This is a genomic window from Streptomyces sp. NPDC090106, from assembly GCF_044747265.1.
Lineage (GTDB): Bacteria > Actinomycetota > Actinomycetes > Streptomycetales > Streptomycetaceae > Streptomyces.
This window is the reverse complement of record NZ_JBIVDS010000005.1, coordinates 56,451-70,322: the sequence shown is the minus strand read 5'-3', so window position 1 is coordinate 70,322 and position 13,872 is coordinate 56,451. Positions and strand designations below refer to the sequence as shown.

Sequence of the window (13,872 nt, the reverse complement as noted above, 5' to 3'; positions counted from 1 at the left end):
GATCCCCTGGCCCGGACGATGAGGCAATGAGCGACGACACGCCCGAGCCCTTCACGGAGCAGGACTACGCGGACCGGATGGCGCGAGCCGCCCAGGACGCCGCGGCGGCCGGACTCGCCGGTCTCCTCGTCGCGCCGGGCCCCGACCTGGTCTGGCTGTGCGGCTACCGGCCCACCGCCATCACCGAGCGCCTCACCCTCCTCGTCCTCACGCCGTCCGCCGAACCCCGGCTGCTGGTACCGGCGTTGGAGCTGCCGGACGCGCAGGCCGCGCCGGGTGCGGGCGCGGTGCGGATGTCCGACTGGCGCGACGGCCAGGACCCCTACGCCGCCGCGACCGGCCTGATGCTCCCCAACGGCCGCTACGGGGTGTCCGATTCGACCTGGGCGCTGCATCTGCTCGGCCTCCAGGAGACGTTGCCGCTCACGACGTACCGGGCGCTGACGACCGCGCTGCCGATGCTGCGGGGCGTGAAGGACGCCCACGAGGTGGCACGGCTCGCCGCGGCGGGCGCGGCGGCGGACCGGACGTACGAGGAGATCCTCTCCGTCCCCTTCACCGGCCGCCGGGAGACGGAGGTCGCCGCCGACCTGGCCCGGCTGCTGCGCGAACACGGCCACAGCCAGGTCGACTTCACGGTCGTCGGCTCGGGCCCCAACGGCGCCAATCCGCACCACGAGGCGGGCGAGCGGGTCATCCGGCCCGGCGACATGGTCGTCCTCGACTTCGGTGGCCTGAAGGACGGTTACGGCTCCGACACCACCCGCACGGTCCACGTGGGCGAGCCGACGGAGGAGGAACGGCGGGTGCACGGCATCGTGCGCGCCGCCCAGCAGGCCGCGTTCGAGGCGGTCGCGCCGGGCGTGCCCTGCCAGGAGATCGACCGGGTGGCCCGCAAGGTCATCACCGACGCCGGCTACGGCGAGTACTTCATCCACCGCACGGGCCACGGCATCGGCGTCACCACCCACGAACCCCCCTACATGGTCGAGGGCGAGACCCAGCCCCTCGTCCCCGGCATGTGCTTCTCCATCGAGCCCGGCATCTACCTCCCCGGCCGCTTCGGCGTCCGCATCGAGGACATCGTGACGTGCACGGAGACCGGGGGCCGCCGCTTGAACGACACGGCGCACGAGATGGCTGTGGTGGAGTGAGACCGTCTTCATCCCCTTCGGGTTGACGGGCAAGGCCACCACCATGAACGTTTCCGCAGGTCACCGCCACGCACCTTGATCACTCAATCGCGGTCAATGAGACGTGTACGTGTAACCGACGATCACAGGACCGGGTTGTCCGAGGTACTCACACAAGAGCACCAGGAGGCAACCTTGATCCGCCAGTACCTCACGCGCCTGACTGCGGCCTTAGCTGCCGCGGGCGCCCTCACCCTCGTCGCGCCAACGGCCGCTCACGCCACGGCGATCGGCTCGACGCCCGTGCGCACCTTCGAGTACAGCGTCGGCGGCATGACGATGAAGGTCCCGACCGGTTGCATGTTCACCCACGCCATCCGGGGCAGCGGAAAGAAGATCACCTACCAGAACGCCGGCGTCGACTGCGGCTTCGTCGCGGCCCTCAGCAGCGGCTTCTGCAACTGGCGCATCGACTTCACCTACGCGGACACCAACAACCGCATCTACCGCACTTCACGGGGCAAGACGCACAGCGAGTGCAAGATTGACCCAATGCGGAACAACTCTCCTCAGAGGCTGCCTCGTTACGGCAAGGCCTGCGCCCACCTCAGTGTCAGCGGAGTGCGCCGCGTAAGTCAGTGCCACCACATCACGAAGTGAGCCGCGCATGGTCGAGCAGCAGCAGGAGAAGAACATGGACGAGACCGGGGAAGTACGGCGACGGAAAGCCGGAATCGCCGCGTTCCTCACCGGCCTGATCATCACGCTCGCCTTCTTCGCCTTCTGGCCCGGACTCCCGCACGTCATCGACTGGGGGGCGATCCTCGTGGCACTCGCGGTGGGCGTCATCGCCCGCTGGCTGTGTCGATCGCAGATGGCGAAGGCAGCGCGGAGGAAGTCCGAACGCCCGTGACCACCTCGGTGGAGCCTCCCGGCTCCACCGAGCGTTCTCCACGCTGTCATGGGCTGAAGTATCCTTCCGGCCGCCGCACCCCGCCTGGGAGGATCAAGAGAATTGACTGCCCTGTCCGCATTCCCGCTGCCGTTCAACGCCGCATCGTCCACGTCATACGAACCGCCCCGGACGCTGCGGGAGCTTCAGATGATGGAGTGCAGCGCCCATCTCCGGTCCAAGCCGGGCTGGTTCGACAAGATGAACGACCCGGAGATCGCGGCCAGGTGGAGGCGGGAGGCGATCGACCAGGGCCTGACCGAGGCGCAGGCCGACTACGTACTGGCTGAACTGGCGCACTACGCCGGGCTCAGGGACGCGCAAACAGGCATAGAGGTCTCGGCGGTCGACGGGGTCTGGCAGTCAGACACCCTGATCGACGCCGACCTCAGGTCGCGGCTGCGTGAGGCGGTCCGTGTCCTGGAGGAGGTCCCCGAGGCGGAGAAGGACTGGCACCCCGGTTCCGACGGCCAGGTGCTGGACCTGGTCCACCCGTCCTTGTTCTGCCTGACCCGCGAGGCGAGCGGAGCCCCCGAACAGGCCTGGCACAACCCGACGGACCGCTACTCGCGGTACGAGTTCTCGGAGAAGTTCCAGTGGCTGCCGACGGACGTGGACGTCAACGACGAGGGCGACGCCGCCTTCCGCTCGTACGTGAACAACGTCCACCCGGAGACGCACAGCGAACTGGCCGCCGTCCTCCCGGACTTGCTCGGCCGTATGCGCCCGCTCCTGGAGAACGTCCTCACCGACCTGCGCCACCCGCGCCCGCTGCGCATCGAGGCCGACCCGTACGGCTGGTACGAGGAGGGCCCCAAGTACCCGAACAAAGCGTCCTACGGTGACGCGACGGCCTTCGAGGAGGCCCGCCGCGCCTGGAGCGAGGCCCACGACGAGTGGTGGGAGAACCGCCGCCCGACCATCCCGGACGCCCCGTCCTTCACCCCACCCCCGGAGAACCCGGCTCGCGTCGACCTGCGAGGCCGCCGCCTCCAGGTGATCACCAAACTGGCCACCATCCACCTCACCCCGGACAAGCCCGAGTACGCCGGCGGCTCCTGGCACGTCGAGGGCATGCTGAACGAACGGATCGTCTCGACCGGCATCTACTACTGGGACAACGAGAACATCACCGAAAGCACCCTCAGCTTCCGCACGGCCCTGGACGAGCCGGAGTACGAACAGAGCGACGACGACGGCATGCGCGAGGTCTACGGCCTGGAGAACGAGGAAGCCCTCAACCAGGTCCTGGGCGCCGCCTCCACCCCGACGGGCCGCTGCCTGGCCTTCCCGAACGTCCTGCAACACCGGGTCGGCCCCTTCCGCCTCACGGACCCGACCCGCCCGGGCCACCGCAAGATCCTCGCGTTCTTCCTGGTCGACCCGTCGACGCCGATCGTCTCGACCTCCGACATTCCCCCGCAGCAGCCCTGGTCCCCCACCTCGACGATGACCCTCGCCGAGGCGAAGGCCTTCCGCGAACAACTCATGCAGGAACGCAAGTTCTTCGTCGACGAACACAACGAACAGCTCTACGAACGCGAGTTCTCGCTGTGCGAGCACTGAGTCACTGAGTCACTGGCCCAGGGAAGCATTGAAGGGGGTTCGACCGGAACGCATCCGCCCTACGGCGTCCTAAATGGATCTGCGCCAACCAGCCGATGCACTAACGTGATTACCCGCTGCGCACCTTCCCGGAGGGTACGTCGGCGGTGTTCCAGGTGCCGTTTCTCGGCGATGAGCGACGAGTGGTCTCCGCCGCGTGCAACACGCGGTGTGACTGCGGATGCCCGGTAGGGCGATCCCTGCCATTCCCAGCTCACGCTCAGGAGTGGAAACCGATGAACCCCGTTGAGTACAAGCCTGCACGTCGTGACCGGATTCGTCAGATTCTGGCCGACGTCACGGTGGGAGTCATCACCAATCTGCTGGTGATGACTCTGACCGTGGTGGCACGCCTGGTCTTCTGACCGGCATGTGGCGGGCCCGGGAGCCCGCCACACTCCATCGGCCCGCCTTCAGAAGAGCATCTCTCCGGGCGGGGTGTCCTTCGTCTGACGCTTCCTGCGGCGGCGCCGCCCTCGGGCAGGACGGGGCAGATGCGGCTGTCGCGCCTGTTCAGGCAAGTTCTCCCAGGTGGGTCGCAGGCCGTGGATCTGGACGTCGCCGACCAGCCGCTTCAGGTACTCGCGGGTCTCCTGGTCCGTGGAGTAGAGCACGGTCGCCCGGCTCGCCCGGGTCATCAACACGTGGTAGGCATGACGGACGAGCCGGGCGAACTCGTCGTCGTCAACGCTTTTCGGCTTCACCTTGGGATCGAACGACCCCGGAACGGCGACCCGCTTCACGCCCGCCTCCTTGTCCGCCCGGTCCTTGCCCCGGTTGAACACCCAGCGGTCGCCCCGGCGCACCATGTCCTCACCCATGATCACGCCGCACCAGTCCCACTCCAGTCCCTGCGCGGTGTACACACAGCCGATCTGGCCCAGGCCGTTCTCGTGCACGGACCAGATCTTGGAGGGCGGGACGGTCTTGTTCTCGCAGAAGGAGTCGCTGTCCGCGTTCCACGGCCGGTGCCAGTCACCGATCCGGACATCGGGCTCGAGCCGCTTCTCCTGACCGAGGGGTTTCGTCCAGGGCCAGCAGTACCCGGCGACCATACGCGCGGAGGCTCCCGCGCCGGCCTCGGAACGGATGATCCGTTCCAGTTCCTCCGGGCTGTCCACGACCTCGACGTGCATCAGGCCGTCCGGGGTCCACGACTCCGGCACCGCGTCGGACACCCCGAGCGCGCCACGTACCCAGCGGATGTAGCCATCGCTGCCACCGCAACGGAACTGCTCCCGCAGCCCGAAAGGGACAAGTTTCGCGTTGTAGCGTCGCGCCGCGTCTGCCACGAGAGCGACGGTGCCGACCTCCTGCGGGCGCACGGACTGGCCTTCGTCGAGGAAGAAGACCGTCAACCGGGAAGCGTCGAGGAGTTCGTCCACCTGGGCTTTCGTGCCCCAGTCCTCCGGCTTCCAGAAGCGGTTGGTGGAGCGTGCACGCAGACGGTGTGCCTCGTCGCAGATCAGCACGTCCAGGGGCGGGTCGGGCGGGGTGACGAAGTTGCTGAAGTAGGTGAAGCTCTCCTTGAACTCCCGGTCGCCGTAGCCGACATGCTCCTGCAGGGCTCCGTTGAACGCCCGGCTGCCGCTCGCGTACTTGACCGTGCGGCCTTCCGCCTCCAGTTCAGCCTTGAGTTGGAGGCCGATGGCGCTCTTGCCCGTACCCGCGCCTCCCGTGACGAGGAACACCACCCGCCGCTCGTCGGGGAGGAGCGCCGGCTGCCGGGGATCAGGAAGTACCTTGGCGGCAGTGTCGAGGATGTCGTCCGCGACCTTCTTCTGACGGCCCCGCAAGGTGAAGACCGTGTCCTGGCCATTGGAACGGATCATGGCGTCGAGCAATGGGGTATTGCGCAAGCCCATGTTCCGCAAAAGGATCTCGGCGGCCGAGTCCGCACCATCCGTGCCAAAGCTGCTCCGCATGTCCGCGAGGAGTTGGGCGCGGCGGTCGTTGGTGTAGACGCGGGCGTAGGAACCGGTCGGCGCGTCCACACCGATCAGCGGGAGCACCGAGGCATCGGTGGCGTTGTGCAGATAGGCGAAGCCGCCGCACTCGAACTCGAGCCCACGCAACGGACCACGGTCGCTCGTGAACGCCTCGTAGTATTCACGCAGTTGCAGCGCCGGGTGCTTCTTCTCCCCCATGCCGGGGACATGCACCAGTTCCGCGGTCGCCTGCTCCACTCGGGTCACCGTGGACCAGCGCTTCAGCTCGACGAGTTGGACGGACAGCCCGCTCCCTTCGGGGTGGTGGCCGACGAGGACGACGTCGATGAGCCGTGGGGCTCCGGCGCGCTCGGCCTCGTCGAGAGTGGCCGCGCACTCGACGATCATCTCGACGTTACCGCGGTCGGCGGCGACCAGATCCTCGGCGAGATGCACCAGGCTCTCCGCCCAGGCGGAGCGCTCAGTCAGCGAAGCATCGGTGCTGAGGAAGTGCCTCCACCTCGCGGCGAGGTGGGGCACCATGCGGCGTCTAGAGTTCAGGTTCAGCAGATCCCGCGCTGCCAGTTTCAGCAGGAGCATGGACACGAGGTGGATCCCCCAGGGCACGAGTGACTCGTGCGGATGGGGGCGTGTCCACCTGGGAAGCCCGTCGGGCCGCAATGACGTTTGGGATCTTAGGCAACTGACGTATCGTCACGGGGCATATGACACGGCGGTCGGCCGGAAGCACAACCATCATGGCCGGATATCGCACGCTCACCGCCGCAGGGAGGGCTCCTCAACCGCGGCAGGCCGCGGCTCCGGGCTGCCGGACACCAGTTCCCTCAGCTTCTCCCGGGTCTCCCGATCGGTCGAGTACACGATCGTGCCGACCATGCCCCGCGTCAGCAACACCTTGTACGTGTTCCGGATGAGACGGTCCACATCGGTGTCCGGTGTGGACTTCTTGAAGACCGGGTCCCGGGACGCTGTGCGGTCGGTGACCCAGCGGTCACCCCGCCAGACCAGGTCCGGGCCGATGATGACACCGGACCAGTCGTACTCGAAGCCCTGGGCGGTGTAGACGCAGCCGATCTGCCCGAAGCCCGCGGGGTCGGTGGCCCACAGCGCGGACGGGGGCGCTCCCGATACCGAGCGGTCTCCGCGCAGGTTCCAGGGCCGGGCCCAGCCACCGATGACAACGTCCGGAGGCAGTGGTTCTCCGGGCTTGGGCTCGGGAGACCACCGCCAGCAGTAGCCCGCGGACATGCGGGCACCGTAATTCTCGGCGCGACGGGAGGCGAGGAACGCCTCGAGTTCTTCGGGGCTGTCCGCCACCAGCAACTGCATACGGTCGTCGGGTTCCCACCCGACCGGTCCACCGGGCTCAAGAGCGAGAAGCCTGACCACCCAGCGCAGATACGCGTCGCTGCCTCCGCAGCGGAACTGGCTCTCCAGGGAGACGACATGGCACTCGATGCCCCGTCTGGCGGCGGCCTCACGGATTTCGTCCACGGTGCCCATCTCCCCGGGACGCACCACCTGGTGCTCGTCAAGGAAGAAGACCGGAACACGCGCGACGTCGATGAGTTCGTCGATCTGCGCCCTGCCGGTCCGCAGTGCCGCGCGGGTGTAGCGATTGGCGGAGGTCTCCCGGATGCGGTGCGCCTCGTCGCAGATCAGGGCACCCAGGCTGTTCTTCTCCGTGGTCATGAAGCTGTTGAAGTACTTGAAGAGATCCTGGACTTCTCGCTTCCGGGAGCCGGCCACCTTACGCATCGTCTTGGTGAACGACTGCGAGCCGGTCGCATGGACCGCCGCCACACCCCTCCGGTACAGCTCGCCGAGCAGTTGGAGCGCGATCACGCTCTTCCCGGTACCGGGACCGCCGGTGACGATGACTACTTCTTTGTGGTCGGCGCGCTTCGCCTTCTCCACCGCGTTGAGTACCGTGCGGTAGGCGACCTGCTGCTCGTCGAGGAGGACGAACTGCTGCCGCTCACGCACTTCCTGAGCCGCCACGGACATCAACTGCTTGGACGGCACGGTGGCTCCCGCGAGCAACTCGTCAGCCGCACGGGCACCGGGGTACTTGTCGCTCAGTCTGGACCGGAGGTGATCCAGGAACGCGCCCCGTGTCTCTCCCGTGAAGAGCCGGCCCCGCTCGTCCCGCTCGATCTCCCTGAGCCCGCTCACCCCGAACTCGGTGGCGTTGTGCAGGAAGGCCACTCCCTGGATCCGTTCGCCGTGCTCTGCGACCGCACCGTTGAAGTTGACCAGGTAGTCGCGGTACCGCCGCACCTGCTCGATCGGGTTGAGCACGGGGTGCGCGTAGACATCGACGAGGCACAGCGTCGGGTCGTCCTCGTGCGGAGCCGCCTGGCTCCACTGCTTCAACTCGACCACGACGTAGGACGGCTCTCCCGTCACCGGGTGCACTCCGGCAAGGACGGCATCGGCGCGTTTGCTGTTCAGCGGTAGCGCGTACTCCAGCATGAGCTCGACGTCGCCCAGACCGGCGTCGTTGAGCGCGGCGGTCAGCAGTGGGATGCTGCGCTCCCAGGAGCGGGCCTCCGGGGCTCCGGGCCGATAGCCGTGCATGTGGACGAATTGCTCGGTGAGGTGCAGGAACAGCGAACCGTCGAGTGCCATGACGGCGACCGTTTTCGCGGACGCGCGGAACAGCAAGGACTTCCCCCAGGCAGCACGAAAAGACTCGTGCGGGTGGGGGCATGTCCTTCAGGACTCCACCGGGATGGAGCGGAAGCCCGTCGGGCCGCGTTGACGATGTGCTTGAGAGTACCTGGTGGTAGCGACAGCCGGACCAGCGGTCACACTGCCGTCGGCGGACAAGCCGAGTTGCACGCCGGGGAACGACGCCGCAGTGGACGGCTCCCGCGTACGCCCGCCCGCCCGCGAGGCCTCAATGACATCGGCGTTCAGTAACGGCTTCGGCCGCACAACCCGCGGTGGTACTCGACGCACGTCTGGTCGATCACGTGCTTCGGATGGCGGATCAAGGGACGGATCAGTTTCTCGTCCCTGCTTCGGCGCACGTTCCACTCCTCGTCGATGAAGAAGAAGAGCTTGTCGAACTGGACATGGTGGTTGGGGCAGAGGCACAGCATGTTCGACAGTCTGTCCGGCCCTTTGTGAGGCCTTCCGACCCCTTGGATGTGCGCGGCCTCGCTGTAGTGGCCGAACCGTGTCTCCAGACGTTCCCCGCACACCTGGCACCGGTGTCCGTGGAGCAGCTTGATCCGCTCGGCGAGCCGCGGGTCCCGGTCGGGGCGAGATCCGTTGACCGGCCGACGCCCCGGACTCGCCGAAGGCGTCGCACCGACCGCCCCTTCCTCGCTCTCCTCGTCCACGGTTCCTTCGGCGTTCGCGTATCCGGCGAGCCCTACCCGCTCCAGCAGGACTGCCTGGTCGGCATCCTGGAAGTAGGAGGTACAGAGCAGCAGCCCGACCGCCTCCGCACGCGCGAGAGGCGTTTGAAGGAGCCGCGCGACATCCCGTTTCAGGCCCGCTGCGAAGCCGCCACCCGCGCTTTCGGTGTGCCAGAGGCCGGTGTCCTGCAGATGCTGGAAGGTGTGGTCCAGTGCGACGTCCACGTCGTGGGCCCCGAAGTCCAGGAGGAGGGGGCCCATTTCCCTTGCGCAGAGGTCTCGCGGCACCAAGCGGTTGTACCCGGCCACGAGGCGGCCGAGGGCCCACAGCAACATGAGCGACGCATCGCGCGTGTGCTGTTCGTCCGGTGCGCCGGCATCCAGGGTTCCGAGGGCGTGCAGCAACTCCTCGCGCCGCATTGCAGGAACGGAGACAGCCGGCTTGCCGTCCAAGGACCGATGGTGCGCCTGGGGTGCCTGCCCGTCCAAGAGGCTGTTGAACAAGGCCAGATGTCGCCGACGCACCTCAGCAGGTATCAAGGTGAGGCTGCGCAGGATCGGCTGCTTGACCAACTCGGTGAGCAGCGAAGCCGCTGGTACGTCGATCTCCACGATCTCGCCCAGCGCCATGATGTGTTCCCACGTCTTCTGGTCCTCGTCCGCTCCCCAAACGGCTGCAGCCAGCCCAGGGCTGTGCATCAGACCGAGTATGCGGGCCTTGGCGATGAACCGGTCGCCGGCACAGAAGAGGACCTCGTCCCCGACCTTCTGGTCCCGGATGGCCACGGCCTTGGTGTGCCATGGCACTGCCACAGGAGTCGCCCCCCACAGCCTCGCCACCCCATCAGGGAAGAGACGATTCAGCAGCTCCGCGTGACCACCGAGGACATGTTCGTACTCCGCGAGCCGGATTCCCTTGCGCACCGAGTGCTCGAAGTGCTGAGGCCCTCGCTTGGTAGACCTGCCGCGTGGCTGCAGAACCCATTGCACCGCGTCCTCGGTACCGTGACCATTCCCCATGGCGATCAGATTTTCATACTAATAAAGGCTGTTGGAAGCCGCCCTGTCCGGCCTCATCGAGGAGAGGACCAGTCGACGGATGGAGACACCGTCGCGGCGCACGTCGGCCGGTGACAGGGCGCTTTCAGCATCTCGGCGAGGTGATCGCGTGGAGAGCGGCAGACGAGCCGGGCCGTACGCCGGGTTCTGTGTCCGGGGGGACCTCACGGTCCTCCCGGCGACGGCCATCCATCTAGGGCCGGTGTTGCCACCGGCCTCGTGCGGTCTACCCGGGGACTCGGGCGGGCAGCCCTCGAACGTCTCCGCAGAGCGCTTTTTACGGCGCTCCTTTTGACCTTGCTCCAGGTGGGGTTTACCTAGCCGCCTGAGTCACCTCAGGCGCTGGTGGTCTCTTACACCACCGTTTCACCCTTACCCGGTGCCGAAGCGCCGGGCGGTCTGTTTTCTGTGGCACTGTCCCGCGGGTCACCCCGGGTGGCCGTTAGCCACCACCCTGCCCTGTGGAGCCCGGACGTTCCTCGGGAAGCCCTCGTCAGAGGGACTTCACGCGGCCGTCCGCCCGGCTCGTCTGCCGTGGGGTCCATGCTACCGGCCTGCGAGGGGCCGCCGTCGCCAGGACCGATCCGGCGAGGATGAGGGTGAAGGCCGCGCCGATGCCCAGCGACAGTTCCTCGCCCAGGAACAGTGCGCCCGCCGCCACCGCGACCGCCGGGTTGACGTACGTGAAGACCGTCGCCCGCGTCGGGCCCACCTCCTTGATCAGCTCCAGGAAGGCCACGAAGGCGAGGGCCGTGCAGATCGCGCCGAGGACCGCCAGGGCCGTCAGGACCGAGGCCGACGGCATCTCGTCCGGCCAGGTCAGCGCCGCCCCCGGGGCGTACACCAGGGCCGCCAGGGCCAGGCACGGGGCCGTCAGCTGGAGCGTGGGGACGTCCTTGAGGCGGCGGGCGGCGATCAGGGGTGCCGTCGCGTAGCCGAGCACCGTCAGGAAGACCTCGGCCAGCGAGCGGGCGTCCCCGCCGGTCAGGTGGGGGACGGTCAGGACCGCCACCCCCGCCAGGCCCAAGCCCAGCCCGGTCGCCCTGCGGGCACCCAGCCGCTCGGTCGCCCCGAAGAAGCGGGCCAGGAACACCCCCACGATCGGCACGCCCGCGATCAGCAGGCCCGCCGTCGAGCTGGACAGGTGGCGTTCCGCGTCCGTGAGCGTGAACCACGGGCCGATGATCTCGATGCACGCGAAGGCCAGCATCGGCAGCCAGTGCGTCCGCAGAGTGCGCAGGAGGCCGCCCTGGCGGATCGCGAAGGGGAGCAGGAGCGCCGCGCCCAGGGCACAGCGGGTGAACACCACCATGGACGGGGACAGCGGGGCCTCCACCGCCACCTTGATCAACAGGTAGGGGATGCCCCACACCACTCCCATCAGGGAGAACAGGAACCAGCCGCGTGCAGTCATACGGTCATGCTGGCCGCCGCGCGCGTCGCCCGTCTTGAACGCTGTTGCGGTACGCCGCCGGCGTCACCCCCAGCACCCGCCGGAACCAGCGGGTCAGATGCGCCTGGTCGGCGAAGCCCACCGCCGTCGCGACCTCGGCGGGCCGCAGCCCGCTCTCCAGCAGGCGCCTGGCCCGGTGGACGCGGTACTGGGCGAGCCAGGCGTACGGCGGCAGCCCCATCGTCGTACGGAAGGCGCGCAGGAGCTGGTAGCGGGACAGGCCCAGCTCGGCGGCCAGCTCGGCGAGGGACGGAGGGTCGAGCAGTTCGTCGGCGAGGCGGTCGCGTACCGCGTGGGAGACGTGGGTGGCGGTCGCCGCGCCCGGCAGCCAGTCGTCCGCCGGGCGTGCCGTGGAGTGGCGGCGGGCGAGAGCCGTCAGGAGCCAGGGCAGCCGGGACTCGGCCTCCAGGGGGTCGGGGCAGGCGCTGAGTTCCGTGTGGGTCAGACGCAGGGCGTGGGCGAGTTCGGGGTCGTCCAGGGCCGGTTCCGGGAAGTGGGGGACGCCGAGGGTGCCGTCGGAGAGCAGGGACGTCGCCGCGTACAGGGCGCGGTAGGCGTAGCCGTCCGTCGCGTTGCCGGGGCCTCCCGTGTGGACCTCCCCGGGTGCCAGGACGACGATGCTGCCCGGCCCGGTCTCGAAGCGTCCGCCCCGGTAGTCGATGATCTCGCTGCCGCCGACGCAGACGCCGACCGTGAACTCGTCGTGGGCGTGCGGGGCGTACACGTGCTTGTCGAAGCTCGCCGTCAGCAGGTCCAGGCGCGGGCCGCAGCGGCCCAGCCGCGCCCTCGTCCACTCAGCCCGTTCACCCATACCGCGCTCCCCACCGACACAACTGTCAGACAACCGTCAGCGCCGTTTCCCTGTCAGGAATTCCGCGGTGCTCACGCGGGCGTGAAACGCACCGTGCGGGCTTCGGGGTCGGCCTGGGTGAGGCGGACGCGGAGGCGTTCGCCGAGCGGCAGGGGGGTCGGGCCCTCCAGCCGGCCGATGACCGCCGGGGTCTCCAACTGGACTACTCCGACGGCGGGTCGGCGTTCCTCGGTCTCCACGACCGTGCCGTCGAACAGCTCCCCCACCCGGTCCTTGAGGAGCGCCGCCTCCACGATGTCCACGCAGGCGCGCTCGACCGCGTTCGCCCGCCGTCCGCCCTCGGCCATCTCCCGGGGCAGGGTGTCGAGGGCGGCCGTCACCCAGTCGGGCACCTCGTCCCCGGCGACCGCCGCGAGGCAGATCTCCGAGGCGTAGCGGTCGACGAGGCGGCGCAGCGGGGCGGTGCAGTGGGCGTAGGGGGCGGCGACCGCCGAGTGGGTGGTGATCTCGGGCAGGACGCCGTCGCGGAAGACCGTGTAACCGGCGCCGCGCAGCAGGGTCGTGCACTCCTGGAGGAACGCCGCGTGGTGCGGGAGCGCGGGGTCCAGGGAGCGGACCAGCGCCGCGTACGAGACGTGGTGGGGCCAGTCGATGCGCAGGGCGTGGGCGGTGCGGCGCAGCCGGCCGACCGCGCCGTCGGGGGCGGCGGGCAGGGTGCGCAGCACTCCGGTGCCGTGGGTGAGCATCACATCGGCGGCGGCCATGCCGGTGAGCAGGGAGATCTGGGCGTTCCAGGCGTCGGCGGGCAGCGGGGCGCGGTAGCCGAGCTCGTAGACGCCGTCGCGTTCGGCGATCTCCTGTTCGGGGACGTTCAGGGAGATGCCGCCCCGCTCGACCTCCTGTCGCTCGCGCAGCTCGCCGATCTCCTTCAGCAGGGCGAGCGGTTCCTCGGCCGTCCCGGTGTCGATCTCCTTCTGCACTCCCTCGTAGTCGAGCTTGGCCCGGCTGCGCACCAGGGCGCGGCGTACGTCGACGGCGGTGGTGCGGCCGTCCGCGTCCAGGTCGATCGTCCACAGGGCGGCGGGGCACGTCTGGTCGGGGAGCAGGCTCGCCGCGCCCTCGCTGAGCGGGGTCGGGTGCAGGGGGACGCGCTCGTCGGGGAAGTAGAGCGTGGTGACGCGGCGGTGGGTCTCCGCGTCGAGCGCGCCGCCGGGGACGACGAACGCGGCGACGTCGGCGATGGCGTACCGGACGCGGTAGCCGTGGCCGCGGCGGGAGAGGTGCATCGCCTGGTCGAGGTCGACGGAGGCGGGCGGGTCGATGGTGAAGAGGGGGATGCCGGTCGCGTCGTACGACGGGAGGGCGGGCGGACGGGCCGCCTCCGCGAGGGCCTCGGGCGGGTACGGCCCGGGTACGCCCAGTTCGGTGCGGAGTGCGGTGAGGGCGGCCCGGAGGGGGGCTTCGGGTGCGCCGGTCACACGGATGAGGCGGCGGGGCATACCAGCGAGCGTAGAGCCGGGTCCGCCCAGGGGCACCCCGTAC

The 13,872-nt window shown here is 68.9% G+C and carries 10 protein-coding genes, 1 other RNA gene and 1 pseudogene; 5 read left to right on the top strand and 7 right to left on the bottom strand.

The features are described from left to right. The first annotated feature begins 26 nt into the window (after positions 1-26). The 5 genes from ACIPSE_RS17370 (at position 27) to ACIPSE_RS17350 (ending at position 4,055) form a co-directional block, all read left to right on the top strand. Positions 27-1,154, top strand: a complete 1,128-nt coding sequence (locus tag ACIPSE_RS17370) for a M24 family metallopeptidase (RefSeq protein ID WP_401663283.1) — start codon at positions 27-29, stop codon at positions 1,152-1,154. 174 nt (positions 1,155-1,328) lie between these two features. After that, positions 1,329-1,793, top strand: a complete 465-nt coding sequence (locus tag ACIPSE_RS17365; protein WP_401663280.1) for a hypothetical protein — start codon at positions 1,329-1,331, stop codon at positions 1,791-1,793. Between the two features lie 7 nt (positions 1,794-1,800). Next, the gene (locus tag ACIPSE_RS17360) at positions 1,801-2,046 is read left to right on the top strand and encodes a hypothetical protein (RefSeq protein WP_401663278.1); all 246 of its coding nucleotides are present in this window, start codon (positions 1,801-1,803) and stop codon (positions 2,044-2,046) included. Positions 2,047-2,148: 102 nt separating this feature from the next. After that, a complete protein-coding gene (locus ACIPSE_RS17355; RefSeq protein ID WP_401663276.1) occupies positions 2,149-3,651 on the top strand; it encodes a DUF4246 domain-containing protein in 1,503 nt (500 codons plus the stop codon). 275 nt (positions 3,652-3,926) lie between these two features. Beyond that, positions 3,927-4,055, top strand: a complete 129-nt coding sequence (locus ACIPSE_RS17350) for a DUF6408 family protein (protein WP_401663273.1) — start codon at positions 3,927-3,929, stop codon at positions 4,053-4,055. Between the two features lie 48 nt (positions 4,056-4,103). Here ACIPSE_RS17350 and ACIPSE_RS17345 read toward each other — a convergent pair whose 3' ends face one another. From ACIPSE_RS17345 to ACIPSE_RS17315, 7 genes and pseudogenes are all read right to left on the bottom strand, one after another. Further along, on the bottom strand, positions 4,104-6,218 hold the full coding sequence (locus ACIPSE_RS17345) for a DUF2075 domain-containing protein (protein WP_401664446.1): 2,115 nt from the start codon (positions 6,216-6,218) through the stop codon (positions 4,104-4,106). Positions 6,219-6,395: 177 nt separating this feature from the next. Beyond that, a complete protein-coding gene (locus ACIPSE_RS17340; protein ID WP_401663270.1) occupies positions 6,396-8,306 on the bottom strand; it encodes a DNA/RNA helicase domain-containing protein in 1,911 nt (636 codons plus the stop codon). A 251-nt stretch (positions 8,307-8,557) separates the two neighbouring features. After that, the gene (locus ACIPSE_RS17335; protein WP_401663268.1) at positions 8,558-9,793 is read right to left on the bottom strand and encodes an HNH endonuclease; all 1,236 of its coding nucleotides are present in this window, start codon (positions 9,791-9,793) and stop codon (positions 8,558-8,560) included. 393 nt (positions 9,794-10,186) lie between these two features. Next, positions 10,187-10,594, bottom strand: an RNA gene (rnpB, locus tag ACIPSE_RS17330) — RNase P RNA component class A. A 103-nt stretch (positions 10,595-10,697) separates the two neighbouring features. After that, a pseudogene (locus tag ACIPSE_RS17325) lies at positions 10,698-11,447 on the bottom strand (DMT family transporter); the annotation flags it as partial. Between the two features lie 37 nt (positions 11,448-11,484). Then, a complete protein-coding gene (locus ACIPSE_RS17320) occupies positions 11,485-12,330 on the bottom strand; it encodes an AraC family transcriptional regulator (RefSeq protein WP_401663266.1) in 846 nt (281 codons plus the stop codon). 71 nt (positions 12,331-12,401) lie between these two features. Next, positions 12,402-13,829, bottom strand: a complete 1,428-nt coding sequence (locus ACIPSE_RS17315) for an RNB domain-containing ribonuclease (protein ID WP_401663264.1) — start codon at positions 13,827-13,829, stop codon at positions 12,402-12,404. Positions 13,830-13,872: the final 43 nt, after the last annotated feature.

What these genes read in the sequence shown, in the direction of transcription:
- ACIPSE_RS17360 (WP_401663278.1), top strand. Translation starts at nt 1,801, where the DNA reads ATGGTCGAGCAGCAGCAGGAGAAGAACATGGACGAGACCGGGGAAGTA.
- ACIPSE_RS17370 (WP_401663283.1), top strand. Translation starts at nt 27, where the DNA reads ATGAGCGACGACACGCCCGAGCCCTTCACGGAGCAGGACTACGCGGAC.
- ACIPSE_RS17345 (WP_401664446.1), bottom strand. Translation starts at nt 6,218, where the DNA reads ATGCTCCTGCTGAAACTGGCAGCGCGGGATCTGCTGAACCTGAACTCT.
- ACIPSE_RS17315 (WP_401663264.1), bottom strand. Translation starts at nt 13,829, where the DNA reads ATGCCCCGCCGCCTCATCCGTGTGACCGGCGCACCCGAAGCCCCCCTC.
- ACIPSE_RS17320 (WP_401663266.1), bottom strand. Translation starts at nt 12,330, where the DNA reads ATGGGTGAACGGGCTGAGTGGACGAGGGCGCGGCTGGGCCGCTGCGGC.
- ACIPSE_RS17350 (WP_401663273.1), top strand. Translation starts at nt 3,927, where the DNA reads ATGAACCCCGTTGAGTACAAGCCTGCACGTCGTGACCGGATTCGTCAG.